General features: G+C 42.3%; 22 protein-coding genes and 8 pseudogenes. 12 read left to right on the top strand and 18 right to left on the bottom strand.

Annotation, left to right across the window (positions count from 1 at the left end; translation table 11 throughout):
* The first annotated feature begins 15 nt into the window (after positions 1–15).
* The 9 genes and pseudogenes from ACSLFW_RS03970 to ACSLFW_RS03930 all read left to right on the top strand — a co-directional run bounded on the left by ACSLFW_RS03970 (position 16) and on the right by ACSLFW_RS03930 (position 6,269).
* Complete coding sequence (locus tag ACSLFW_RS03970; RefSeq protein ID WP_436554736.1) at positions 16–390, top strand: hypothetical protein; 375 nt, start codon at positions 16–18, stop codon at positions 388–390.
* Positions 391–393: 3 nt separating this feature from the next.
* Positions 394–939: a GNAT family N-acetyltransferase gene (locus tag ACSLFW_RS03965; RefSeq protein WP_436554735.1), complete on the top strand. Its 546-nt coding sequence runs from the start codon at positions 394–396 to the stop codon at positions 937–939.
* Positions 929–1,830: pseudogene (gene hemF, locus ACSLFW_RS03960) on the top strand (oxygen-dependent coproporphyrinogen oxidase). Before ACSLFW_RS03965 ends, hemF begins: the two are co-directional and overlap by 11 nt.
* An 81-nt stretch (positions 1,831–1,911) precedes the next feature.
* Positions 1,912–2,897 (top strand): annotated as a pseudogene (gene hemB, locus ACSLFW_RS03955) (porphobilinogen synthase).
* A 62-nt stretch (positions 2,898–2,959) separates the two neighbouring features.
* Entirely contained in the window at positions 2,960–3,337 is a 378-nt protein-coding gene (locus ACSLFW_RS03950; protein ID WP_436554734.1) for a c-type cytochrome, read from the top strand.
* Between the two features lie 148 nt (positions 3,338–3,485).
* Positions 3,486–3,959, top strand: coding sequence for a methylated-DNA--[protein]-cysteine S-methyltransferase (locus ACSLFW_RS03945; RefSeq protein ID WP_436554733.1), 474 nt, complete (start codon positions 3,486–3,488; stop codon positions 3,957–3,959).
* Between the two features lie 2 nt (positions 3,960–3,961).
* Positions 3,962–4,345, top strand: coding sequence for a hypothetical protein (locus tag ACSLFW_RS03940; RefSeq protein ID WP_436554732.1), 384 nt, complete (start codon positions 3,962–3,964; stop codon positions 4,343–4,345).
* Between the two features lie 3 nt (positions 4,346–4,348).
* Positions 4,349–5,516: pseudogene (locus ACSLFW_RS03935) on the top strand (serine hydrolase domain-containing protein).
* 39 nt (positions 5,517–5,555) lie between these two features.
* A complete protein-coding gene (locus ACSLFW_RS03930; protein WP_436554731.1) occupies positions 5,556–6,269 on the top strand; it encodes a 3'-5' exonuclease in 714 nt (237 codons plus the stop codon).
* Between the two features lie 52 nt (positions 6,270–6,321).
* Here the strand turns inward: ACSLFW_RS03930 and ACSLFW_RS03925 are convergent, their stop codons facing one another.
* The 5 genes from ACSLFW_RS03925 to ACSLFW_RS03905 are packed head-to-tail and all read right to left on the bottom strand — an operon-like array spanning position 6,322 to position 9,245.
* Positions 6,322–6,840 (bottom strand): T9SS type A sorting domain-containing protein, encoded by a 519-nt coding sequence (locus ACSLFW_RS03925; RefSeq protein WP_436554730.1) that lies wholly within the window; start codon positions 6,838–6,840, stop codon positions 6,322–6,324.
* Positions 6,809–8,089 (bottom strand): hypothetical protein, encoded by a 1,281-nt coding sequence (locus tag ACSLFW_RS03920; RefSeq protein WP_436554729.1) that lies wholly within the window; start codon positions 8,087–8,089, stop codon positions 6,809–6,811. The genes ACSLFW_RS03925 and ACSLFW_RS03920 overlap by 32 nt, the downstream gene beginning before the upstream one ends.
* Entirely contained in the window at positions 8,043–8,312 is a 270-nt protein-coding gene (locus ACSLFW_RS03915; RefSeq protein WP_436554728.1) for a S8 family serine peptidase, read from the bottom strand. The genes ACSLFW_RS03920 and ACSLFW_RS03915 overlap by 47 nt, the downstream gene beginning before the upstream one ends.
* Positions 8,309–8,812: a S8 family serine peptidase gene (locus ACSLFW_RS03910; protein WP_436554727.1), complete on the bottom strand. Its 504-nt coding sequence runs from the start codon at positions 8,810–8,812 to the stop codon at positions 8,309–8,311. The genes ACSLFW_RS03915 and ACSLFW_RS03910 overlap by 4 nt, the downstream gene beginning before the upstream one ends.
* The gene (locus ACSLFW_RS03905) at positions 8,778–9,245 is read right to left on the bottom strand and encodes a hypothetical protein (protein ID WP_436554726.1); all 468 of its coding nucleotides are present in this window, start codon (positions 9,243–9,245) and stop codon (positions 8,778–8,780) included. The genes ACSLFW_RS03910 and ACSLFW_RS03905 overlap by 35 nt, the downstream gene beginning before the upstream one ends.
* Positions 9,246–9,458: 213 nt before the next feature.
* Between ACSLFW_RS03905 and ACSLFW_RS03900 the strand changes: the two are divergent.
* The 3 genes and pseudogenes from ACSLFW_RS03900 to ACSLFW_RS03890 all read left to right on the top strand — a co-directional run bounded on the left by ACSLFW_RS03900 (position 9,459) and on the right by ACSLFW_RS03890 (position 11,932).
* Positions 9,459–10,921, top strand: a pseudogene (locus tag ACSLFW_RS03900) (nucleoside recognition domain-containing protein).
* A gap of 61 nt (positions 10,922–10,982) precedes the next feature.
* Positions 10,983–11,543, top strand: a complete 561-nt coding sequence (locus tag ACSLFW_RS03895; protein WP_436554725.1) for a hypothetical protein — start codon at positions 10,983–10,985, stop codon at positions 11,541–11,543.
* Positions 11,544–11,644: 101 nt separating this feature from the next.
* Positions 11,645–11,932, top strand: coding sequence for a hypothetical protein (locus tag ACSLFW_RS03890; protein WP_436554724.1), 288 nt, complete (start codon positions 11,645–11,647; stop codon positions 11,930–11,932).
* A 151-nt stretch (positions 11,933–12,083) separates the two neighbouring features.
* Here ACSLFW_RS03890 and ACSLFW_RS03885 read toward each other — a convergent pair.
* The 13 genes and pseudogenes from ACSLFW_RS03885 to ACSLFW_RS03825 all read right to left on the bottom strand — a co-directional run bounded on the left by ACSLFW_RS03885 (position 12,084) and on the right by ACSLFW_RS03825 (position 24,020).
* Positions 12,084–12,741: pseudogene (locus ACSLFW_RS03885) on the bottom strand (CoA transferase subunit B).
* 12 nt (positions 12,742–12,753) lie between these two features.
* Positions 12,754–13,401, bottom strand: coding sequence for a hypothetical protein (locus ACSLFW_RS03880; RefSeq protein WP_436554723.1), 648 nt, complete (start codon positions 13,399–13,401; stop codon positions 12,754–12,756).
* Positions 13,398–13,697 (bottom strand): hypothetical protein, encoded by a 300-nt coding sequence (locus ACSLFW_RS03875; RefSeq protein ID WP_436554722.1) that lies wholly within the window; start codon positions 13,695–13,697, stop codon positions 13,398–13,400. Before ACSLFW_RS03875 ends, ACSLFW_RS03880 begins: the two co-directional genes overlap by 4 nt.
* 44 nt (positions 13,698–13,741) lie before the next feature.
* On the bottom strand, positions 13,742–14,443 hold the full coding sequence (locus ACSLFW_RS03870) for a CoA transferase subunit A (protein WP_436554721.1): 702 nt from the start codon (positions 14,441–14,443) through the stop codon (positions 13,742–13,744).
* 125 nt (positions 14,444–14,568) lie between these two features.
* A pseudogene (locus ACSLFW_RS03865) lies at positions 14,569–16,834 on the bottom strand (penicillin-binding protein 1A).
* Positions 16,835–16,887: 53 nt separating this feature from the next.
* Positions 16,888–17,372 (bottom strand): annotated as a pseudogene (locus ACSLFW_RS03860) (gliding motility lipoprotein GldH).
* Positions 17,373–17,762: 390 nt separating this feature from the next.
* Positions 17,763–18,866: pseudogene (locus ACSLFW_RS03855) on the bottom strand (PSP1 domain-containing protein); the annotation flags it as partial.
* 118 nt (positions 18,867–18,984) lie between these two features.
* Positions 18,985–19,920, bottom strand: coding sequence for a radical SAM protein (locus ACSLFW_RS03850; RefSeq protein ID WP_436554720.1), 936 nt, complete (start codon positions 19,918–19,920; stop codon positions 18,985–18,987).
* 107 nt (positions 19,921–20,027) lie between these two features.
* Complete coding sequence (trhO, locus tag ACSLFW_RS03845; RefSeq protein WP_436554719.1) at positions 20,028–21,386, bottom strand: oxygen-dependent tRNA uridine(34) hydroxylase TrhO; 1,359 nt, start codon at positions 21,384–21,386, stop codon at positions 20,028–20,030.
* A 141-nt stretch (positions 21,387–21,527) separates the two neighbouring features.
* On the bottom strand, positions 21,528–21,938 hold the full coding sequence (locus ACSLFW_RS03840; protein ID WP_436554718.1) for a BrxA/BrxB family bacilliredoxin: 411 nt from the start codon (positions 21,936–21,938) through the stop codon (positions 21,528–21,530).
* 88 nt (positions 21,939–22,026) lie between these two features.
* A complete protein-coding gene (locus ACSLFW_RS03835) occupies positions 22,027–23,172 on the bottom strand; it encodes a lycopene cyclase family protein (RefSeq protein WP_436554717.1) in 1,146 nt (381 codons plus the stop codon).
* Positions 23,173–23,217: 45 nt separating this feature from the next.
* Entirely contained in the window at positions 23,218–23,643 is a 426-nt protein-coding gene (locus ACSLFW_RS03830) for a transporter (protein ID WP_436554716.1), read from the bottom strand.
* Entirely contained in the window at positions 23,643–24,020 is a 378-nt protein-coding gene (locus tag ACSLFW_RS03825) for a hypothetical protein (RefSeq protein WP_436554715.1), read from the bottom strand. The genes ACSLFW_RS03830 and ACSLFW_RS03825 overlap by 1 nt, the downstream gene beginning before the upstream one ends.
* Positions 24,021–24,065: the final 45 nt, after the last annotated feature.

Raw genomic sequence — 24,065 nt, 5'->3', positions numbered from 1 at the left:
AAAAAAGAATAAAAGATGCCACTGACCAAAGGACTTCGCGACGAAGAGAACGAACGCATCAACAACATCCTGAAAAGGCTGGTTGGTCTCGATTATATTCCCGAAAACGGGAATTCCGAGTTGGATGAAATCCTGAAAAGTCTGGCATTAAACACTGAATCACTCTCGCAATTTTCAACTGAAGCAATAATTAAACATCTTGAAAAACTGCATTTTGATTTCGCCAATGCGGAAAAATTTGCGGATTTTTTGGTGCTTCTATCCGAAAAACTGCCTGAGAATAAAGTTGATTTAAGCGAAAAAGCAGTCGCGATTTACAATTACATTCAATCTGAAAGCAAGACTTTTTCGTTTGATATTTTCAATAAAATCGCTGCAGTAAAACGATAAATTATGGCATTCGAAAACTGGAAAACCGAACGATTAACCGACATTCTGCCTGAAGAATTTTACAATTTGATCCGGAAGAACAAAAGGCATATCGAAAAGACATTTCCGGTTACGGTAGACAATTGTGCGTCATTTGAAAAAACACTCCAATTTTTAGGAGAAAATATCGAAAAGGAAGAAAGCGGTGAAGGTTATTATTTTTACCTGAGAAATACCGAAACCGGAAATTTAATCGGTTACGTCTGCATCAAAAACATCAACAAATCGATTTTTAAATGCGAATTGGCTTATTTCATCGATAGTGAATTCGAAGGAAAAGGGATTATTTCGAAAGCCGTCTCACAAACACTTGACTTTTGTTTCGGCGAATTGAACATGAATAAAGTTTTCATCTGCACTTCGCTCATCAACAAAGGAAGCCAGCGCATCGCAACCAAACACGGCTTTCAGCAGGAAGGTATTTTACGCGAGGAATTCAAAAGCGGATATGGTGTTTTAGAGGACATCGTGTATTTCGGATTGCTTAAAAAAGATTACAATGAAAGATAAATTCTACCAATACATACAGACATTACAAGATATAATTGTCGCCGGGCTAGAAAATCCGACGGAAGTGCAAAATTCCGCGAAGACATTTGGACACGACCAGAAGGTGGCGGCGGAAGGACACGCGTCATCGAAAACGGAGCCGTGATTGAAAAAGGCGGTGTAAATATCTCTGCCGTTCACGGAAAATTACCCGAAGCGATGCAGAAAATGTTCAATGTTGGCGAATCTGATTTTTTTGCCTGCGGATTGAGTCTCGTCATTCACCCCAAAAACCCAATGGCACCGACTGTTCATGCGAATTGGCGCTATTTTGAAATGTATGACGAAACCAGAGCAATCATCCAGCAATGGTTCGGCGGCGGTCAGGATTTAACGCCTTATTATTTGTTTGAAGAAGACGCAACACATTTTCATCAAACCTGTAAAACCGCCTGCGACAAACACAATCCGGAATTCTATCCGAAATATAAAAAACAATGCGATGCCTATTTCTGGAATGCACACCGCAATGAAGCCCGCGGCATTGGCGGGTTATTCTTCGATTACTGCAAAGCCACGCCCGAAATGACAATGGAAAACTGGTATGATTTCGTTACTGAAATCGGCAATAGTTTTCTTCAAGCTTACATTCCGATTTTAGACCGAAGAAAAGATTTGCCTTACACTTCAGAAAATAAAAACTGGCAGGAAATCCGTCGCGGCCGTTATGTCGAATTCAATCTCGTACATGACAAAGGAACATTATTCGGCCTCAAAACCAACGGACGAATAGAAAGTATTCTGATGAGTTTACCGCCGCATGTGCAATGGGTTTACGACCATCATCCGGAACCGGGAAGCGAAGAAGAAAAATTAATACAGATATTAGAAAATCCGATTGACTGGGTTTAGTTTGAAATCAAACCATTAAGAGATTAAGATTCATTAAGCCTTAATTTTCTTAATCTCTTAATGGTTAAAAAAATAAAAAATATGTTCAACAGAAACAGAAGATTACGCACCAACGAATCCATCAGAAGTTTAGTCCGCGAAACGTCGTTAAGTCCGCAGGATTTCATGCTGCCGATGTTCGTCGCAGAAGGAAAAGACGTCAGAATCCCAATTCCATCCATGACCGGAATTTACCGCCATTCGCTCGACAACACGATAAAAGAAGTCAAAGAAGCCTGGGATTTGGGCATCCGCGCCGTTAATATTTATGTAAAAGTCAGCGAAAACCTCAAAGACAACACCGGAAAAGAAGCCTGGAACAAAACGGACTGATGCAGCAAACCATCCGTGCCATCAAAGACGCCGTTCCGGAAATGATTGTGATGCCTGACGTAGCGCTCGACCCATATTCGGTCTACGGCCACGACGGCATTATCGAAAAAGGACAAATCATCAACGACGCAACCGTCGACGCATTGACATTAATGAGCTTGAGCCATGCAGAAGCCGGCGCTGATTTTGTTGCACCATCCGACATGATGGACGGTCGCGTTTACGCCATTCGCAAGGCACTGGAAGAAAACGGACATCACAACGTTGGGATCATGAGTTACAGCGCCAAATATGCGTCGGCATTTTACGGGCCTTTCCGCGATGCTTTGGATTCTGCGCCAGTTGATGCGACCAATATTCCGAAAGACAAAAAAACCTACCAAATGGATTACGCCAACCGCATCGAAGCCATTCGCGAGACGCTCGACGACGTTGCCGAAGGTGCTGATATCGTAATGGTGAAACCCGGAATTGCTTACCTGGACATCGTTCGCGAGGTCAAAAATGCGGTTCATGTTCCGGTGGCAGTCTATCATGTTTCGGGCGAATATGCAATGATCAAAGCCGCTGCAGAAAAAGGCTGGCTGGACCACGACAAGATCATGATTGAGCAGTTGTATTGCATAAAACGGGCGGGCGCGAACATCATTTCGACTTATTTTGCCAAGGAAGCGGCGGCACTTTTGAACAAATAAAAATTTAAAAACCATTAAAGCTTAATTTTTCTTAATTCCTTAATGGTTTAAAAAATATTACAGTGAAAAAAATCTATCTCCTTGTGATCATTTTGTCTTGCTTTGCCTGTAAGAAAGAAGCCAAAAAAGACGATTTGTATCCAACTACCGAAACAGCTCAAACGCCCGAACAACTCGGACAGGAAATCTTCGACGGAAAAGGCAATTGCTACTCCTGTCACCAAACCAACAAGAAAATCATCGGGCAGGGTATTCAGGAAATTGCGAAGATGTATAAAGGCAAGAACGGTCAAATCGTGTCTTTCCTGAAAGAAGAATCATATCCAATCGTCGACCCGGCGATGTATGCCACGATGAAAACCAATTTTGCCGTTACCAAAAATTTCACTGATGAAGAACTGAAAGCACTTGAAGCTTATATTTTGAGTAATTCGAAGTAAATCCCAAATCATAATTTCCAAAAAACAAATAAGCCACAATTTTTTAAATTCCAATTTTGAAAACGCAAAGGATTGAAATTTAAAAAATTGTCATTTATTTGGAATTTATAATTTGGGATTTGTAATTTTCTTATGTTATCTTTAAAACATGGAAACCGCTTTTATCAATTCGCCTTTGGGCATCACCAAAATTTCAGGTGATGAGAATGGTATTTCGGTTATTTCAATCACAAGCGATGCGATGGAAATTTCTTCGGAAATCCCGGAAACACTAACAGAAGCCGTTTCCCAACTCAACGAATATTTCGACGGAAAAAGACAGGATTTCACTTTCGCAACGAATCCGTCAGGAACTGAATTCCAACAAAAAGTCTGGAAAAGCCTGCTCGAAATTCCGTTTGGAAAAACCATGTCTTATCTCGATTTGTCTAAAAAATTAGGCGATGTGAAAGCCATTCGCGCCGTCGCTTCCGCCAATGGAAAAAACCCGCTCTGGATTGTTGTTCCGTGTCACCGCGTCATCGGAACTGACGGTTCGCTGACCGGTTATGCCGGCGGTTTGTGGCGCAAGAAATGGCTTTTGGAACACGAAACACCGTCCAATCAGCAAAGCTTATTTTAGTTATGAGGCATTTCCTGTTCATTGTTGTTTGTTTTATCAGTCTTAATGCGGCAGCACAAAGCAATTCGAAATTAATTCTCGGCACCTGGACTTACGCTGATATCTATGAAAAAGAAAAGGCAGATGAAGAAACCTTAAGAAAAGCACAGGTCGTCTTATCGAATTTAACGTTTATGTTCACGTCGACCGATTTGACCATTACAATCATGGGGAAATCGGAAACGACAAAGTGGAATTTTTCTAAAGCAAATCCGAAAATCATCCTGGCTACTTCGCGCGAGGGAAAACCCATTCAGTTTGAAATCATCAGCCTGACTAAAGACAAATTGGTCATTAAAATGAACGCGATGGGTTCGTTAGTGATGAAGAAAAAACTTAAATCTTAAAATATGAAGTTCCTGAAAAGATTGTTATTTCGGTTTGTTGTAACGTTGAGTTTTCTGATCCTATTGCTATATGTTTTCAACGTAGATTACCTCATCACCGCCGTCAGGACAATTTATTTCAACGGACATGTAACAGCTTTTTCTTGACGATTATAAATATTTCGAAAACCGCGAAATCCCTAAAAGCACTAATCCGCAGCCATGGGCAATTGCGAAAGATTACAATGCTGTAAAACCAACTGAAAAACTCGAGGCTTTGCACAAAGAAATCGGCTCGATTGCTTTCGTTATCATTAAAAATGACAGCATCTGGAACGAAAGTTATTATGATGGTTATGGAAAAGATTCCAAATCAAATTCGTTTTCAATGGCGAAAAGCGTCGTTTCGGCAGCTTTGGGAAAAGCAATCATGGAAGGCAAAATCAAAAATCTTGACCAACTCGTAAGTGATTTTTACCCGGAATTTAAAGAAGGAAAAACGGCAACAATGACTGTTGGTGATTTGTCTTCGATGGCGTCTGGAATTGACTGGGATGAGTCGTATTATAGTCCGTTTTCGGTTACGACGCGCGCTTATTTCGATACCAATCTCGAAAAAATTATCCTTAATCTAAAAGGCATTTCCAATCCCGGCGAAAAATACGAATACAAAAGCGGCAATACGCAACTCTTAGCAATGGTCATCCAGAAAGCGACCGGCGAAAATCTTGCTGCTTACGTGGCAAAAGAATTCTGGCAGCCAATGGGATTTGAAAATGGCGCGCTTTGGCAAACCGACCACAAAGACGGCCTCGTAAAAGCTTACTGCTGTATCGCCAGCAACGCAAGAGATTTTGCACGTTTCGGAAAATTGTATTTACAGAGCGGGAAATGGAACGGGCAACAACTGCTCGACAGCACATTCATCGCCAAATCAACCAGGCCGAGATTTGCCGAATCGCCACAATATGGTTACGGCTGGTGGCTTTGCAATTATAAAGGCAAAAAAATATTTTATATGCGCGGCCATTTGGGCCAGTATGTAATTGTGGTTCCCGAAGATAAATTGATTATTGTAAGACTCGGAAATATGGTGAAGAGAAGCACAACCGGAAACCCGCACAGCGATGATTTTTATATTTATCTCGACGAAACTTACAAAATGCTGAACCAGCAAAAAAAGCCGGATTAGACGAGAATACGCCAAAACAGTAACTTTTAAATACACGCCATGATAGAAAAATTAAACCTCGGAAACATCCTGTTTCTGGACATTGAAACCGTTCCGGAAACAGAAAATTACAACCAGCTCGACGAAGAGACCCGACAACTTTGGGAGCTTAAAACGCAGTACCAGCGCCGCGATGAATATTCGCCTGAAGATTTTTATGAACGTGCGGGAATTTGGGCAGAATTCGGAAAAATCGTCTGCATTTCTGCCGGATATTTTGTGATAAAAGGCGACATCCGTAATTTTCGCGTGACTTCCTTTTTTGGTGAGGAAAAGAAAATCCTTACTGATTTCAATTCTTTATTGAACAACCATTTCAACCATCCGCAACACATTTTGTGCGGACATAATGCAAAGGAATTTGACATCCCGTTTATGGCCCGACGAATGATTATCAATCAGGTGAAATTACCCGAAAAACTCAATCTTTTTGGAAAAAAACCTTGGGAAATTCCGCATTTGGATACTTTGGAATTATGGAAATTTGGCGATTACAAACACTTTACTTCATTGAAATTACTGACGAAAATCCTCGGGATTCCATCCTCAAAAGGCGATATCGACGGCAGTCAGGTGGGTTATGTCTATTATGTAGAAAAAGACATCGACCGCATCATCACTTACTGCGAAAAAGATGTTATTGCAGTTGCTCAGGTTTTCTTGCGATTGCGACGCGAAGATTTACTGATTGAAGAAGAAATACTACATGTTTAAAAATAACCAGGAATCAAGACTTTCGAAATAGCCTTGATTTCCTGGTTAAATTTTATCTTCTGATGATAACTTTTTTGGTGGTTTTATACTGTCCGTTATCAATCGCCAACAGGTAAAGTCCTTCCTGAAGGTTTTCAACTGCAAGTGTCTCATTGCTGTTGTTGGTTGTTTTTATCAAAATGCTTCTTCCCTGAATATCGAAAAGTTGCAAAACTGTACCTCCTGTATTTTCAGGCAGGCTTACATTGATAACGCTATTTGCCGGATTCGGATATACTGAAACTTTCGCAATCATATCATCTGCTACACCCAGATTCAGATTGGCCGAAACCACATTGCAAAAATTCAGGCTGACCGCGTTAATGAATCCGCCATCGCCATTGTAAGCATCAAAAACACGCAAAGTCCATGTCCCGTTGGCTGGCAAGTTGTTGAAATTGCTGAGCGGCTCATCCGGTAAAACAATGCCTGAAATTCCGGGTTCAGACCCACAGGTGTATGGATTTCCGCTATCACTTACCGTGCAAATAATATCATCATTATCGCCACAAGGTTGTTGGAAAAGGATCACTTTCGGACTGCCGATAGCCGCCTGGGCCTTCGAGATAAACTGTAAAATCTTCAATATATGTGTGGGAAATATCCAAATCGACTGTCAGGCTGCCGACATTCATATTTCCTGTAACGACAATCGGCACTGAAGCTGAGGCGCCTTCTGTATCTCCAATTAGTGCATCTGAGAAATCTGTCGCCGTGAATACATTCTGGCAGGTTTGGTTACCGGTATCAAATTGAAAAATGGTGTTCGAAGTCGCTTCACCACACAAATTTTTAGGCAAAACCCTCCAGTAATAATGTGTCGCGGCAAGCAAGTTCGACGCTATAAATTTACTGTCCTGGATAACCTGGTCAGTAATGATATTAGTGAATGAAAAATCAGTCGCTATCTGAATGCGGTATTGTTGCGCATTCACATACGCATCCCAATCGAGAAGTGTTGTTGTCGACAAACCTTCCTGATGATTGGCAGGGGCGGTCAGTGTTAAATCAGCGTAGGTGTTGTTAAAAACCTGCAGGTTGACGTTTTCGATTTCACTTTCGGTAGAATTTGTGCCTTTGAATCCGATAGTGTATGAACCCGGCGCCACATTCTGTAAACCTGAAAGCGTCATGGTAATCGTACCTTGTGAAGTTGCCGAATTCGCGCTGAAAGTAACTGTTGCGCCCGCAGGTGCTCCAATGGCTGTAAAATTTGTAACTTCTGAAGTCGTCGTCACATAATTAAATACATACGCCGGTGTCTCATTACTGCATACAATTTTATCAGCAGACTGCGAGGTTATGGCAAAATTAGACTGCGCTCCGGTTACAATCAATGAAAATGGCTGGGCACCGTTTACCAAAGTGCCTTTGTGCGTTACAGTAATTGTATAATTACCCGAAGCATTGTTTACGGCGACTTTTTCAATATTATCGACGTTATCGTCTCCATTTGCAACTGCGTTGAAAGCAGCATTTGCTCTTAATCGCCAAGGGTAATAAGTATTGGCGCCTTTTGTGATGCGCAAATCGAGGTCGTTGACGAGTGCGGGTGTATTGGCATTCAATGTTCCGTTTGACAACGCACCGGGAACATCTGTCCATGCAATTGTTGCCTGCAAAGGTTCAGTCCCGCTTGCCTGAACGTTGATTGTATAAGTCTGTCCCTGGGCAAGCGATTCTTCGGAAATTATCGAGCTCAATCCGTTTTGTGTGATTGTTTCGGCAGCTTTCTTACCATTGAGCAATCCCCAGCCAAAAATCGCATCCGGAACGAACATTTCCGGCATCATCGGCTGTATGACAAGCCAGTGCTTTTAAAGTCGCCGCTTTCATAAAATGTTGGGTTTTATTTTTGAAATGTTGTTGTAAAAGCAGTAAAGTTCCCATTACATTCGGAGAAGCCATTGAAGTTCCGGTCAAATTACCGTAAGCGCTGTCGCTGGATTCTAAAGAAGAATATAAATTGGTTCCGTTGCCGGTAATATCCGGCTTAATTCTCATATCGTCAGCAGGCCCTGGCTGCTTGTGGTATTTATGGCTACAGAAATCAGGTTGCCCGAAGCGTCGATATTGGCATCCTGGGCATTGGCCACGACAAGATTGTTCTTTGAGACTTTATTTCCGGTTAATTTATCATATCCTTGTGTTGTCGGGCTCGGGTTGGCATCTTGTCCGTTGTTTCCGGCTGAAGCCACCATCAGGTAATATGGCGATGCATACGCGATTTCATCCCAATCTCTTGCTTCATCGGTATAAGCGCCCATATACCAATCGGGAGCACTGGTTGACGGAACACCATAAGAATGATTAGACAGCAACATACCGCCCTGTACTTCTGATAAAGCTTCGGATGTATCGTTAGTCCAGTTGAAAGTTCTTGCGGTTGCCATTGGCGCCATGCCTTTTGCTTCCGGATCAGCTCCGCCTGCAACAACAGTTCCGGTAACGTGCGTTGAATGGAAATTATTATCTGTAGGCCCAGGCGACATCGTCGATGACACTTACCCTGTTCGTAGTAAATTCTTGGTGAGAAGCCCTTACTTTTCCGCCATCCCAGATCCTGGCAACCATTCCTTCGCCAAGCAGTCCATAAATGCTTTGCAGGATGTTGGCTCTGGTTGAAATCGCCGCATTGACATTACTGACCGAATAATACAACGGAAAACCATCTGGCGTTAATTTCATCAGCTCATCTACAGAACCGTCGGCATTGGTTTTGAAAACCGGCCAGTTGTTCTTTTTTGCTGCAGCAATTGCTTTTGCCTTTTCGGTTTGTGCTTTTTTCGCATAGAATTTTTCCATGCGCTGTAAAGCCGCCATGTCGTAATCTTTAGTGATTATTGCAACATCCTTTGCATTTTGGGCATAAATTCCTGAAACCGTTACGATGAACAGGGCTGAAATGGCCAACTTTATTCTTATATTATTTTTCAATTGAGAGATGGATTTAAAATTCGCCAAATATAACCATTTGATTGCCATTCGTGTTATTGATACGAATAAAAACGAAGCATGGTTTTTATTTTTAACAGCTTTAACTTCTGCGAATTAGCTTAATTTGGGTTCGGGAAATGACCGACATCAAAAAGACGCCGATTTTTTTTCGCCTGAAAACTATAAATGCTACATTTACCAAAAACAACTTTTATGGTATTAAGCAGATTCTGGCTCGTGATTTTTATCTCTTCGATTGCGTTTATTGTCATCGGATTATTTACGGCAGACCGCTATTCTGTTGATTATATTCTGAATGGAAAGAAAGACGACCCAATGCTCGTCTGTGAAAAATACCTGAACCAATTGCCGTTATTTGTAAAAGACAGCATCGACAAAACACCGGAAAAAATCGTTGACAAAGTCGCTGAAAAAACCGTTGTGATCAATAATGTAAAAGCCGATCCGGATACGACTTATGTCTACAAAAACAAAACCGTAAAAGTTTACAGCGGCGTGCAGAAATCGGATGGGTTGTTGCCGACTTGTAAAAGCACGCTTTTTGATATCATTTTACCCTTAATCGCCTATCTTGCTTTCTTTTGCGGATTGATGCAACTGCTTATCGATTCCGGCGCTTCAGAAAAACTGGCAAAGAAATTGAGTCCGGTTTTTGTAAAAGTATTTCCGAGCATCCCGAAAAATCATGAGTCGATTTCGTATATGACGCTGAATTTTGCTGCGAATTTCCTTGGGCTCGATTCTGCCGCAACGCCATTCGGACTCAAAGCGATGGAAAGTTTACAGGAATTAAATCCCGATAAAGACCGCGCCAGCGATGCACAAATCATGTTCCTGTGCCTGCACGCTGCGGGATTAACGCTCATTCCAACCTCTATCATTGGCTACCGCGCAGCCGAAAACGCCGCCAATCCAGCCGATGTGATGCTGCCTTGTATCATCACTTCGTTTATTGGAACGATTGCGGCATTTTTAGTCGTGGGAATAAGACAACGGATTAATTTCAAAAGTGCATCATTGGTACTTTCATTGATGGTTTTAATTGGCGCTATTACCGGATTGATGCTGTATATCAATCATCTTGATATCATTGGAAAAAACATTTTTACCTCTAATCTTTCCGGATTGATGCTGATTGCGATTATTGCTTTTACACTCATTTACGCTTTTATTCAGGAGAAGAAATTTACGGAAAAACAAACGACGATTTTCGATGCATTCGTAACCGGAGCACAAAATGGCTTGAATACCGGCGTCAAGATATTTCCTTATGTTTTGGGAATGCTTGTCGCGATTTCTTCTTCCGCAACAGCGGATTATTTGAAATCATCAGCAACTGGATTTCATTTGGATTTTCACAGATTGGCGTCAGTAAGGAAATCACCGATTCATTGCCGGTAGCGATGCTGCGCCCTTTCAGTTCAAGCGGATCGCGTGGATTTATGATTGATGCGATGCGTAATTTCGGGCCGAATTCGCTCACCGGAAGGCTCGTTTGCATCTTCCAGTGCAGTGCCGAAACGACTTTTTATGTGATTGCGGTTTATTTCGGATCAATCAATGTGAAGAACACGCGTTATACACTTGGCGCCATGCTATTGGTCGATTTGATTTGCGTGATTGCGGCGATTATGGTTGCAAGCTGGTTTTTTTAAGTGATAAAAGTTCGTTTGCGAGTGACTGAAAATCAAGACATTATTTAACACCAAATACCTTATGAAATACATAACATTGGTATTTACGATACTAATTTCACTACAGTCCTATTGCCAAAAAGATAAAGGCACAATTACGTTGAACAACGGAAAAATTTTATCCGGCCTCTTAAAGGTGACGGCAACTTCTTTCAAATTTAAAGAAAACGAAAATTCAGAGACAATAAAATATGATTATAATACTGCCACTTCAGCAATTGTCATAAACAGCAAAAATGAAGCGCTGAAGTACGGATATGTTTATGTTGATTACCAGGAAAAGCCTTTACTGCTCACTGTTATAAATGATGGTTTTTTAAAACTATATGCCGAATATATTTCAAGCTATAACGGAATGGGATTCAGGTCTACATCGACATTTCACATCAAAAGGACTACGGATAAAATCGGTCAGTATTTTGTTGCCTACGGATATATTCCAAAAATTGGATTCAAAAAAGTTGTCGAAAGTTATTTCTCCGACTGTCCTCAAATACAGGAAAAAGTAGAAAATGGTGAATTTAAAAAAGGGGATTTTGAAAATATTGTAAATTTTTATAATCAGCACTGCGCTTCAAAATAAATATTTAAAAACATGAAATCAATTTTTGACACACAATACAACAGCGAATTGCTCGCGAGATTAGAAAAATTAACGCCACAATCGCAGCCCTCATGGGGAAAATGAACGTTTCACAAATGTTATGGCATTGCCAGCAGCCGCACAATGTTGCTACAGGCGCACTTCCATTGAAGAAGGGATTACTCGGGTTTTTATTTGGGAAAATGGCGAAAAACGGCTTCCTTAAAAATCTGGGCTTTTCGAAGAATTCTCCAACACATCCGAAATTTAAGATTGAAGCGACGCCTGAATTTGAAACCGAGAGAAAAGTTTTAGCAGACCAAATCGAAACCTTTGGCAAAAAAGCCCGGATGCAGTCGCCAATAAAAAACATCCGTTTTTTGGATTGATGACTGACGCGGAATGGGGAAGTTTACTCGGCATTCACCTGGATCATCACTTGACGCAATTCGGGGTTTAAGGTTAGATCCCAAAATGAAAAATCCCAAATTCCAATTCTAGAACGAGTGGAATTTGGGATTTCTTTTATTGGAATTTCCCTCAGATTGTCATTTCAGGAATATTGCCTTCTATAATTAATTCGGCTTCTGTTGATGCAATAATATGTTCAACAGAAACACCCGGTGCGCGTTCGAGCAGTTTGAAACCCTTTGGCGTGATTTCCATCACAGCAAGTTCGGTAACTACTTTTTTGACGCAGCCAACGCCTGTTAATGGCAGCGTACATCTTTTTAATATTTTAGATTCTCCGGCTTTGTTGACGTGCATCATAGCGACGATGATATTTTCCGCGGAAGCGACCAGATCCATCGCGCCGCCCATTCCTTTTACCATTTTGCCCGGAATTTTCCAGTTGGCGATGTCGCCGTTTTCAGCGACTTCCATAGCGCCGAGTATCGTTAAATCTACGTGCTGGCCACGGATCATTCCGAAACTGAAGGCAGAATCGAAAAATGATGCGCCCGGTAATGTCGTAATGGTTTGCTTTCCTGCATTGATGATGTCGGCATCTTCTTCGCCTTCAAACGGAAACGGGCACCATGCCGAGTACGCCATTTTCACTTTGAAAATCAACATCGATACCTTCAGGAATATAATTGGCGACCAAAGTCGGAATCCCGATGCCGAGGTTCACGAAATAACCATTTTTTACTTCTTTTGCAATGCGTTGTGCAATTTCTTCTTTTGCTAATGCCATAAGATTTATGATTTACAGGTCAACCAATTTCCTTGTCCATGCCGTACGGCTTCCGTCCTGACAAATGTTGCGTACGCAAAAATCGTAATCACTATATCTGTAAACTGTAGGGTAAGTTGGAGTTCCTGTTCCTGCAGCAATGGTATGGATTGTTGCTGTTGTGGGCGTTTCATTATGACCGACCAACGCATATTCAGAGGTGTTTTCACCATTAGAATCCCATTGAAAATTTATGGTAGCATAACTTCCTGAAATGGATTGAACCTCATAATTTACACTCGTTGGCGGAAGGCATAAATTCTGGTTACCTACAGAGAGATGCGTGATTGGGCAAACCCATGAGCTCCAGCCTAAAGAACTGTTGCAGTATGACCTTACATAAAAATCATAGATTTGACCGGCTTGGAGCGACATGCCGCTGTAATAATTATTATTAAGATTCGTTCTTGTGCCGTTGCCTAACGAAAATCCCTCCAGACCATACTCGACCTGGTAATAAGAAGTGTTGCTTTCAAAAACATTAAGGTCCCATTTGAATTCTGTCTGCACACCACTAAATCCAAATTGCGGATCTTTAGGAAGATTACAAAAGTCATTTATCAGTAAAGTTTTTGCAGCAGACCATTTCCCGGTATGACTGGCGTCGCAGACCGGCCTCACAAAAAAAACATAGGATTGTCCGGAACCAGAAAATCTGTAAATGCGATTGATTCAGACAATGAATTTAATGTAATTCTTTGACCGTTGTCCGGATTATCGCCAATGCCTGATTGTTGGTAAGACAATTCATAATACAATGGCTCAGAAGTGCCGTCTGATGTAAGTGTAATGTTTAGTTTTTCGTTTTCCTGGGTGATGTTAAAACCCAAAAGCTTCCCGCAGGAATTGCCGTCATCGTTACCGCTGCACGAAAATAAAAATGATGAAACTGCCAATAATAGTATTATTTTTTTCATACGATAGTTTTAAGTCTGAGATTAAAATGCCGCCAAATATATAGTTATTTTTTTAATCTCACGGTGCGTTGCTCGATGCGTTTTTCATATTTCTCGCCTTGGAAAATCCTGTTGACGAGGATGCCCGGAATGTGCACCTGATTCGGGTCTAAAGTACCGGCTTCAACCAATTCTTCTACTTCGGCGACGGTGATTTTTGCTGCGCCACACATGCATGGATTGAAATTACGAGCCGTTCCTTTAAATATTAGATTTCCTGCTGTATCGCCTTTCCAAGCTTTTACGATGGCAAAATCGGCTTTGAAAGCGTGCTCCATGACGTGCATTTTACCGTTGAATTCGCGTGCTTCTTTGCCTTCTGCGACTTCTGTCCCGTAACCTGCCGGTGTGAAGAATGCAGGGATTCCTGCTTGTGCGGCGCGGCATCTTTCTGCTAATGTGCCTTGCGGGATGAGCTCAACGTCGAGTTCTCCGGAAAGCATCTGGCGTTCAAATTCTGCATTTTCACCTACGTAGGAAGAAACCATTTTCTTGATTTGTTTTTGCTGTAAAAGCAATCCGAGGCCAAAATCGTCAACGCCGGCATTGTTGGAAATGCAGGTGAGGTTTTTATTGCCTTTTTTTACCAATTCGTTGATGCTGTTCTCGGGAATGCCGCAAAGGCCGAAACCGCCGAGCATGATGGTAAAGTTGTCTTCGATGCCGTTGAGCGCTTCTTTGACGTTGTTTACTTTTTTGTTGATCATAAATTCGTTATTTGGGAATCAGGATTTAAAAGAAATTCTCGGCCCTAGCCCCGATCGCAACGGTTATCCTTTTGCCGCCTGCTGCCAGGCGGCAAAAGATAGAAGTGGAAAGCGGGAAATAGCTTCTAAAACTCAAAATCGTCTGTACTTTGTTCGTTTTGGAGTGAATCTGTCGAAGTCGTATCGCGGATGCGCTGGTAACAATCGACTTTTATTGCGAGATTTGCCGGTCGCTTGAAGTCTTCCATCGATACATTCAGCGAGCTGTCGCCGTAGCATTTTTCATGAACATCGCCCAGATTGGCAAGGCAGCGGTCGCGCCCTGGCCGTAGGTAATACCCTTGAAATGCGCCGAGCGGTCTTCATTGCCGACCCAGACACCAGTCGCCAGATTCGGCACCATGCCTACAAACCAACCATCTGACTGGTTCTGCGTAGTTCCGGTTTTTCCGGCAATAGGATTTTTGAAGACGTATGGATAACCGGTCACGCGGTTGTAGCCGTTGCCGCCGCCTTGTGTGCGCAAGCGGCTGCGGAACCGGATTCTGTAACGCCTTCAAGCAATTTAATAACGGCGAAAGCGATGTCTTTGTTAAGTACATCGTGCGATTCCTGTGCGGTTTTGTACAACACCACGCCGTTCTTATCTTCGATTCTCATGATCACCTGCGGCTTGATGTAGACGCCTTCGTTGGCGAATGTGCTGTAGGCAGCGACCATGTCTTCTACGGTGATTTCTACGGCGCCCAATGCGATTGATGGTTGCGCCGGGATATCAGATTGTACGCCTAATTTATGGGTTAACTCGATTACCGCTTCTGGACCGACTTTGTCAATCAATTTGGCGGAAACCGTGTTGATGGAATTGGCAAGTGCGTATTTTAAAGTGACCATTCCCATGTATTTTCCGTTGGAGTTTGTCGGCGTCCATGTTTTGGTGACATGGTGTCGTCCTTCGGGAATCGTGAACGGTGAATCGATGATGGTATCGCATGGCGACATTCCGAGTTGTTCAATCGCCGTAGCGTAAACGAAAGGCTTAAATGTTGAGCCAACCTGACGTGCTCCCTGGCCTACGTGATCGTATTGGAAATGCTTGTAATTGATGCCGCCGACCCAGACTTTTACATAACCGGTTTGCGGTTCCATCGACATGACGCCCGTTTGGAGGAAATGTTTGTAATAACGGATGGAATCGTTTGGCGTCATGATGGTATCGCGTTCGCCGTTCCAGGTGAAGACGGTCATTTTGGTTTTTACATCAAACGATTTTTCGATATCTTCATCCGATTTGTCTTCAGATTTCATGATGCGCCAACGGTCAGAGTTTTTACCTGCTTCCATGAGCTTGTTCGTCTCTTCGTCGTTGAGTTTTATAAATGGTGCGTTTTTATTGTCTTTTTGCTGTGCGAAAAATTCTTCCTGAAGGTTTTTCATGTGCGCAGAAACGGCTTCTTCAGCATAACCCTGCATCCTTGAATCGATGGTGGTGTAGATTTTTAGTCCGTCGGTGTAAATATCATAATCGCTGCCATCCGGTTTTTTATTTTCCTTGGCCCATGTTTTCATGAAATCGCGCAGGTATTCACGGAAATAAGTTGCAATTCCGTCTTTATGGCTTTCCGGGTGAAAATGCAATACGATTGGCTCTTTCGCTAATTTTTCTTCCTGTGCTTTGTCTAATTTGCCATTGCGGACGATTTGGTTCAGTACGACATTTCTTCTTTTAAGGACTTTTTCTGGTCGTCTTACCGGGTTGAAAGCTGCGGGATTTGTGAGCATTCCGACGAGCATTGCGCTTTCGTCAATGGTTAGATCTTTAGGTTCTTTACCGAAATATACTTTTGCTGCCGATTTGATGCCGACCGCGGTATTGACGAAATCGGCTTTATTGAAGTACATCGCGATGATTTCGTTTTTGGTGTATTGTTTTTCGAGGCGAACGGCGATGATCCATTCTTTTGCCTTTTGGATCATACGCAATGGAAGGAATTTTGAACCTTCTCCGTGGAATAATAATTTCGCCAATTGCTGTGTTAGTGTACTTGCGCCTCCGTTAGAACCTAAACGCATCGCGGCACCTATGGTACGGCGTCCGTCGATTCCCGAATGTTCGTAAAAGCGTTCATCTTCAGTGGAAACCAATGCTTCAACCAGATGTTTAGGCAATTCTGAAAATTTGACCGGCGAACGGTTTTCGTTGTAAAATTTACCGATGACGACATTATCTGCAGAAATCACTTCAGTAGCTAAATTCGAATTCGGATTTTCAAGTTCCTCAAATGAAGGCATCGACCCGAACACGCCCCATGAAATCAGCAGAAAGAACACAAAAGCGCCGCCGAGTGTATAACCGAAAACGCGCCAGAATTTCCTTTTGTAATACTGGATGTCCTTAACCTGATTCTTTTTTGTATCTGATTTTTGATTTTAACAGCCATAATTTATTCTATTGATTCTATCCTGAAACCTACTTCTGTAATGCCTTCGAGTTCTGTCACGCCCGGAATTTTTCCGGTTTGCCGAACTGCCTGCTGGATGTGCACTTTATAATCTCCCTTTTTCGGAAATTTCATTTTTTCTTTATAGAAAAGCTTGTTCTCTTTGGTGTCGGAAAAGCCTTCGCCCATTAAAGTCCCGTCGGCATTCGCCATTTCATACTGTAAAGTATCAACATGTGTAAGGCCTCCGGGTTGTTCAAGCGACACAATCAGGAACAGATTATTGAACTGGTAATCACTGTTATCCCGAATGTTAACGAACAGATTATAAGGCTTTATCGTGTCTTCCTGCCTGAACGTAAAAGTGGCCACGCTGTCTTTTTCCAGCCGCTGCCAACCGATTTGTATTCGTCGAAAACACGCTTTTTGTCGCATGAAAACAAAAGAACGGCAATGCCAATAAAAAACAAACTATGCTTTAGGTTCATCTTTTTTAACCGGTGTTATTTTATTGTCTGTTGGTTTATTCTCGCCTTGCGGACGGTTGTCGCGTCGCTTGTCGCGGTTGCGGTTATTGCGGTTGCGATTTTGATGTTGTCCTTCGCCTTGCGGCCTGTTCTCTCGGTTTTGGTTTTCACCTTGCGGGCGGTTGTCATCGCGTGGCGGACGGTTTTCACGATTTTGATTTTCGCCTTGCGGACGATTCTCACGCGGTGGGCGATTCTCACGGTTTCTGCTTTCGCCTTGTGGGCGATTGTTATCACGTGGCGGACGGTTTTCCTGCGCTGATTTTCCTTCGATTGCAGGACGGTTGCCTTCGCGCGGCAGACGTGCTTCTGCTCCTTCGCGACCTTCAGGCTTGCGTTTTTATTCGGTCTTTTCTTTTTCTTCGGCTGGTCAAAACGCGTTAAGCTTTCCTGGCCCATCGCATTGTTGAAATCTTTTTCTTCAGTTGCCGGAACATCCAGAGCATAATCTTCGAGCGAAGAAACTTTGTTTTTTTGTTTGTTTTCGGCGATGATTTCCTTCACCTGCTCGATTTTCAAAACATGCCAGTTGGCGAAATTATCGGTGTAAGCGAACCACATCAGGCCTTTAAAAATATCCTGTTTCTGGCATACAGCCATTCCTTTTTCGGTCTGTAATTTGGTGTCGAAATCAGGAAATCCCTGCAACGCATCCATGTAAGTGTCGAGTTCGTAATTGAGGCAGCACTTCAATTTTCCGCATTGCCCGGCCAGCTTTTGCGGGTTCAGCGACAATTGCTGGTAACGCGCCGCTGATGTATTCACGCTGCGGAAATCCGTCAGCCATGTCGAACAGCAAAGTTCTCTGCCGCAAGAGCCAATTCCGCCCAGACGGGAAGCTTCCTGACGGAAACCGACCTGCTTCATTTCAATCCTGGTGCTGAATTCCTTTGCAAAATCTTTAATCAATAAACGAAAATCAACACGGTCATTCGCGGTATAATAAAATGTCGCCTTTGATCCATCGCCCTGTGAATTCAATATCAGAAATCTTCATTTCCAGTTTCTGTGCAATGGCGAGTTCACGCGCACGCACCTTCATCGGTTCCTCTTTATCTCTGGCATTCGACCAGATATCGATGTCTTTCTGGGATGCTTTTCTGTAGATTTTCGGAATATCGGTATTTTTGTGGTTCGTACCTTTTTCTTCATCTGGATTTTCACGAGTTCGCCCGTTAAAGTGACGATTCCGATGTCGTGCCCCGGAGAAGCTTCAGTCGCGACAATATCGCCGATGCTGAGCGTGATTTTTTCGGTATTTCTGTAAAATTCCTTTCTTCCGTTCTTGAATCGAACCTCAACACAGTCGAAAGGCGCTTCACCATTGGGAAGGCTCATGTTTGACAACCAGTCAAAAATTGTGAGTTTATTGCAGCTGTCTGTGCCGCAGGTGCCATTATTCTTACAACCTTTTGGCGCACCGCCATCTGAGGTTGAGCAACTTGTACATGCCATGATATATATGTAGTGTCACGGTTAACGCGACTTAAGTTCTTAAAACGTTTAGTGGGTAAAGATAGTATTTTTAATTGAAATTTTATACGACCGCAAAGGCGCGAAGGCACAAAGTTTTTTAGTTGATATCGACAGAATAATTGAGCATATTCCGATTGGTTTGCTCGAGTGATTTTTTGGAGATGAAAGCGTTTTTAAAAATCCGGCTGTCCCATTTATTGCGTTTTTTCCAGGAAGCGAAAGTTTCTGTTTTCCAGTCGAAATCGTCTTTCCAGAAAAAATCCGGGGAAACATAGCAGTACGTGTAGGGCAGCAAATAAGAGCTGTCGTTTTGGGTTTTTACTTTTAACGACTCGCTTTCATTTCTGTAAACTGATTGCGGATACAACAGCGTAATGCCTCTTTTGTGCGCTTCTTCCTTCAAAAAATTAGAAATTTCGAAGTAATCATTTTCGATTTTCTTGAGGCTGAAATTATTGTAAGTCGTCTCGCCAATCTTATCAATCGGACGCAGTTGGATGATGTCGATTTTGTATTTTCCGTACACCTCAAAAAAATCCTTCAACTGGTAAAAATTATCCTCGTTGAAAGTATAATTGATGCGCAAACGCAAATTCGGGTTGGTTTTTTTCTGTTCGGTAATGGATTGCAGGACATCGTGGAATTTTTCATAAACGCCTTTATCCATAAGGTCTTCATACGTTTCTTTCGTTACGCCATGCATTGAAAGGATGAATTCATCCAGGCCTGCTTCAGCAAATTCAGCCACATTTTTGCGGTCGAGCAAATTGCCGTTCGTGACCATGCTGATGTAAGGTACTTTATACGATTTGGCGATTTCGATCAGCTTCGTGTTGTGCTTGAACAATGTCGGTTCTGCGCCGCAGCCGATTTGCAGTTTCATTGCGTTTTTGAAGATTGTCTTGCCCAAAACTTCGAGATTTTCTTCTTTCATGATGCCTTTCATGTTTTTTTTGACGAAATCGGCATCGGTGAAATAGCACATCTTGCAGCGTAAATTACACGCCAGAACCGGATCTAACTGAATGGACAAATACCGTTTATTCAACACCGAAAACAGCCACAGCCCCAGAAATTTGACACGGTGGTTCTTGATGTAATTGTTGAATTTTAATATTTTGTAAACGTCCATCGGCTCAGTTATGCGTCTAATTTATACAATTTGTCGGACAATCGGATGCGGAACGGCAGTTTAAACGTACAGGTTTGTCCGGCTGTCGCTTTCGCGGATGCGATGTCGTTCACAAACATTTCTTCTATTACCATTTCCTGGCTTCCCGTGGTCGGGCCTTTGATGAGGATTTTATGACCGATAGCAATTTCGCCTTTATCTATATAGAATTGCCCGATGTTGGCTTTTGGGAAAAAGTGGATGGCGTTGCCAATGAGGGTTTTCTTTATTTTGAGTACAGGGTGCTGGGTGTAGGTTTCAGGGTTTTCAACTTTTGAACCGACCGGTGTTTCTGAATGATTTTTAAAAGTCAGCTTATCGGATTTTCCTTTTTTGAAGATTTTGTTGCCATTTTTCACGCCTCGGCGGATGGCTTTCTGCTCGTCTTCAGGAAGATGGATGATGTCGACGCATTCTGTCGAACAACAGCCCTCCATCGCCGATTTGCAATTGTCACATTGGATGAAAAGCAGATGGCAGCCTTCGTTGGCGCAATTCGTATGCACGTCGCACGGTTGTCCGCATTGGTGGCATTGCGAAACGATGTCGTCGGTAATTCTTTCACCCAAACGGTGGTCAAAAACGAAGTTTTTGCCGATGAATTTGCTTTCGAGATTTTCGGCTTTTACCTGGCGCGTATATTCGATGATACCGCCTTCGAGCTGGTAAACGTTCTCAAAACCTTTGTGCTTGAAGTACGCGCTGGCTTTTTCGCAACGGATGCCGCCGGTGCAGTACATCAGTAATTTTTTGTCTGATTTGTGTTCTGAAAGTTGCTCTTCGATAATCGGCAACGATTCGCGAAACGTATCAACATCGGGTTTTATGGCTTTTGTAAAATGGCCAATTTCACTTTCGTAGTGGTTGCGCATATCGACGACAATCGTATCGGGATCTTCGAGCATTTCGTTAAATTCCGCGGCTTTCAGGTGGATTCCGATGTTGGTCGCGTCGAAAGTGTCATCGTTGAGTCCGTCGGCGACAATTTTATCGCGGACTTTTATCGTAAGCTTTAAAAATGAAAAATCGTCTTGTTCGACTGCGATATTAAGGCGCATGCCGCGCATGAAATCGTATTTTTCAATCGAATCTTTGAATTCATAAAAATGATCGGCCGGAAGCGACAACTGCGCGTTAATGCCTTCGTGGGCCACATAAATTCTCCCTAAAACCTCGAGCGGATTCCAGGCAAGGAATAAATCGTTTCTGAATTGTGTAGGATTTTCGATTCGCGCATAAGCATAGAAAGACAAAGTAAGCCTTTGTTTTCCGACGTCGTCAATCATGACGGCTCTTTCTTCTGCGCTTAAAGTGTTGTACAGTTGCATGCTATAAACAGATTTAAGTTGTAGAAATATTTTCGTGGGGCAAAGCTAAAAAAAATTAGCGGATTAGCGAATTTGATAATTAGCGAATTTTTTACGTTCGTTAATTCCATTCGCTAATCCGCTAATTGGCAAATTCGCTAATTAACAGAATTCGTCAAACGCATCTTTCAAATTATCTGCAATCAACTCAGCCGGACGGCCTTCGATGTGGTGGCGTTCAAGCATGTGCACCAATTCGCCATCCTTGAACAGCGCGATACTTGGCGATGAAGGCGGGAACGGGAACATAAATCCGCGTGCGGCATCAACGGCATCTTTGTCGACTCCGGCAAAAACCGTTACCAAATGCTCAGGTTTTTTGCCGTTCTGGAGGCTCATTTTGGCACCCGGACGTGCATTTCTCGCGGCGCATCCGCAAACGGAATTGACCACTACCAAAGTTGTACCTGGTTTTGCCATCGCATTTTCGACGGCTCCGGCGCTATATAATTCTTCAAAACCTGCGTCGGCAAGTTCGGCGCGCATTGGTTTTACCATTTCTTCTGGATACATAATTTTATGTTTAGTGAATTTAACTTTGCAAAGTTAAGAAGAATTGTCGCCGAAATATTTCCTGCGCTTATAAAGTTTTGTTATGGTTTTATAGCCGGAAAATTCTTTTGAAGAATGCTTGTAGAAACAGCCATGTTGGGCATTTGAAGATGACTTTTAAATCTTCCCAAAAAGAGGTTTCTTCGTCGAGGAATTTGAAAATTAGTGCCGGATTGCCTTTTTTGAAAAGCGAAGAGAAAATTTCGCTTCCTTTCTCATTCTTTTCGCTTAAAATATCGAGCAGCAGCAAATCGTAAAACCAGAATTTTGTTTTTTTGTGGAATTTCGTGAAGTCGGTCTCTGTCTGTAAAAATTCGATCAATGCGGAAGATTTTTTGTCGGAGTTATGAAAAGTATAGCCTGTACTGGCTTTTGTCCAACCGCCGGAAGTGCCGATATTCAGGATATTTTTAGTGTTGTTTTTCCAGAATTTGTAAGATGTCATCGGGATGCTTCCTTGTTCTTTTTCGATGATTTCGTATTGAGTAATGTTTAATTTTTGAAGGTAATTCTGGATTTCAGTTTCGTATTCCTCAGTTGACAGCAAATCTTTTGAAAACAGCGTATATTCGATTAAAGCTTCAGTATTCGAAACCGGCAGCACATACATAAAACGCGTATTGCCTTTTTGTTCGACAGAAAAATCCATGAACGTCGGCAGGTTCGGATTGAAAACCGGCATTTCACTTTTTACAAACCAACCGATAAAATGCTGTTGCAAAACCGGGTATCTTTCCTGTTTTAAAACCGGCTCAGCATCATAAATGCTATTGAAAAGCTTCTTGCACGAAAAAAATCCTGAATTTGATTGCACCACAATGCCATCGCCTGATTCATGGTATTCTATAACCTTTTCGTTTAAAAAAGCGATGTTGGTTTCTTTGGAAATCCGCTTGAAGATTTTGCTGTAAAAATCGACGCCGCGGATCATTTTGTATTGATAAGGGTTCAGGTTGAATTCACGCCGGAAGTCTGCGTTGGCAAATAAAGCGTGATGCCATTTTTGTGTCGTGATTTTATCCCATTTGCCTTTTCCATTTTCCCAAAAGCACCAGGTTCTGTCGTTGGTTTTTTTCGGATTTTCGTCAATCAGCAAGATATTTTTATCGGCAAATTTTCCGGATTGCACCATTTTGTAGACGGTCATCAATGCGGATAATCCGGCGCCGGTGAAAATGTAGTCGTAATGCTTCAATTTATGTCAATTTCAATATCAAAAATCAATCTCAATCAGTGCAATTTACGTCATTTTTATTGTATTTGATTTTTTGATATTGCAATTGACATTGTTTTTTTTAAAGACGAAATGAAAACCCAAACGCCGTATAATAATCCGGCGCATTCTCGGTAATTCCAAATCCGCCGAAACATCAATCATGAAATTATCAGAAACCAAATAAGTAAATCCGCCGTCCAAACGATGATCGGCTGTGTCGTTTTGTGGTGCAAATCCGTAAACTTCGATATAACAACCGAGTTTTTCCGAAAGTGAAAATCCGGTTGTCAATGTGTAAAGGAATGTAGCGTCAGGCGTTTCTCCATCCCATTCAGCGCCAAGGTTATAGCCTAAACTTATTTTATCTGAAAGCGTGTGTTGCATAGTAAATCGAAATCGCGGCGCATAATATTCTGCTTTCAGTTTCGAAGACGCTAAATCGGGAATCATCAAATGCGAAATGAATGAGACTTTGGCCAGATGCCTTTTTCTTCTGCAATCTCAACTTTGAACCCGACCAAAACCGGATTGATGCCTGAAATTTTTGTCCCGGCAGTTTTCCCGGAAGCGAATTCGGTGATCAGGCGAAATTCAAAACGGTCATTCAAACCGTACTTCCACAAGGCTGATGGCAATAATAAGTACTCTGAATTTCCATCGGTCTTTTCAAAACTGAAACCATTTTCCATCTGGAACATGCCTTTTGGAACGATTGCGGGCGTTTCGGTTTGGTCAGGGCGATCGGTTTCAATTGGTTCTTTTTCCTGTGCGAAGCTTGTGTTATAGCAGGAAATCAACAAAAACAGATATAGTAATTTCAGTTTCATTTTTGATAGTTTAAATTAATTTTTAGACAAATCTAAAAAAATAAT

The organism is Flavobacterium sp. 3HN19-14, assembly GCF_051373205.1.
In the GTDB taxonomy this organism is placed as follows: Bacteria; Bacteroidota; Bacteroidia; order Flavobacteriales; family Flavobacteriaceae; genus Flavobacterium.
Note: the sequence above shows the minus strand (reverse complement) of the source record. Positions and strands in the feature narration are given on the sequence as shown.

Excerpts from the sequence above, each read along its gene's own strand:
- ACSLFW_RS03895 (WP_436554725.1), top strand. The coding sequence starts at position 10,983 with ATGAAATACATAACATTGGTATTTACGATACTAATTTCACTACAGTCC.
- ACSLFW_RS03840 (WP_436554718.1), bottom strand. The coding sequence starts at position 21,938 with ATGTATCCAGAAGAAATGGTAAAACCAATGCGCGCCGAACTTGCCGAC.
- ACSLFW_RS03930 (WP_436554731.1), top strand. The coding sequence starts at position 5,556 with ATGATAGAAAAATTAAACCTCGGAAACATCCTGTTTCTGGACATTGAA.
- ACSLFW_RS03945 (WP_436554733.1), top strand. The coding sequence starts at position 3,486 with ATGGAAACCGCTTTTATCAATTCGCCTTTGGGCATCACCAAAATTTCA.
- ACSLFW_RS03890 (WP_436554724.1), top strand. The coding sequence starts at position 11,645 with ATGAACGTTTCACAAATGTTATGGCATTGCCAGCAGCCGCACAATGTT.
- ACSLFW_RS03870 (WP_436554721.1), bottom strand. The coding sequence starts at position 14,443 with ATGATCAACAAAAAAGTAAACAACGTCAAAGAAGCGCTCAACGGCATC.
- ACSLFW_RS03940 (WP_436554732.1), top strand. The coding sequence starts at position 3,962 with ATGAGGCATTTCCTGTTCATTGTTGTTTGTTTTATCAGTCTTAATGCG.
- ACSLFW_RS03915 (WP_436554728.1), bottom strand. The coding sequence starts at position 8,312 with ATGAGAATTAAGCCGGATATTACCGGCAACGGAACCAATTTATATTCT.
- ACSLFW_RS03825 (WP_436554715.1), bottom strand. The coding sequence starts at position 24,020 with ATGAAACTGAAATTACTATATCTGTTTTTGTTGATTTCCTGCTATAAC.
- ACSLFW_RS03875 (WP_436554722.1), bottom strand. The coding sequence starts at position 13,697 with ATGAAAAAAATAATACTATTATTGGCAGTTTCATCATTTTTATTTTCG.
- ACSLFW_RS03965 (WP_436554735.1), top strand. The coding sequence starts at position 394 with ATGGCATTCGAAAACTGGAAAACCGAACGATTAACCGACATTCTGCCT.
- ACSLFW_RS03970 (WP_436554736.1), top strand. The coding sequence starts at position 16 with ATGCCACTGACCAAAGGACTTCGCGACGAAGAGAACGAACGCATCAAC.
- trhO (WP_436554719.1), bottom strand. The coding sequence starts at position 21,386 with ATGCAACTGTACAACACTTTAAGCGCAGAAGAAAGAGCCGTCATGATT.
- ACSLFW_RS03920 (WP_436554729.1), bottom strand. The coding sequence starts at position 8,089 with ATGTTCGTTCCGGATGCGATTTTTGGCTGGGGATTGCTCAATGGTAAG.
- ACSLFW_RS03830 (WP_436554716.1), bottom strand. The coding sequence starts at position 23,643 with ATGATTCCCGATTTAGCGTCTTCGAAACTGAAAGCAGAATATTATGCG.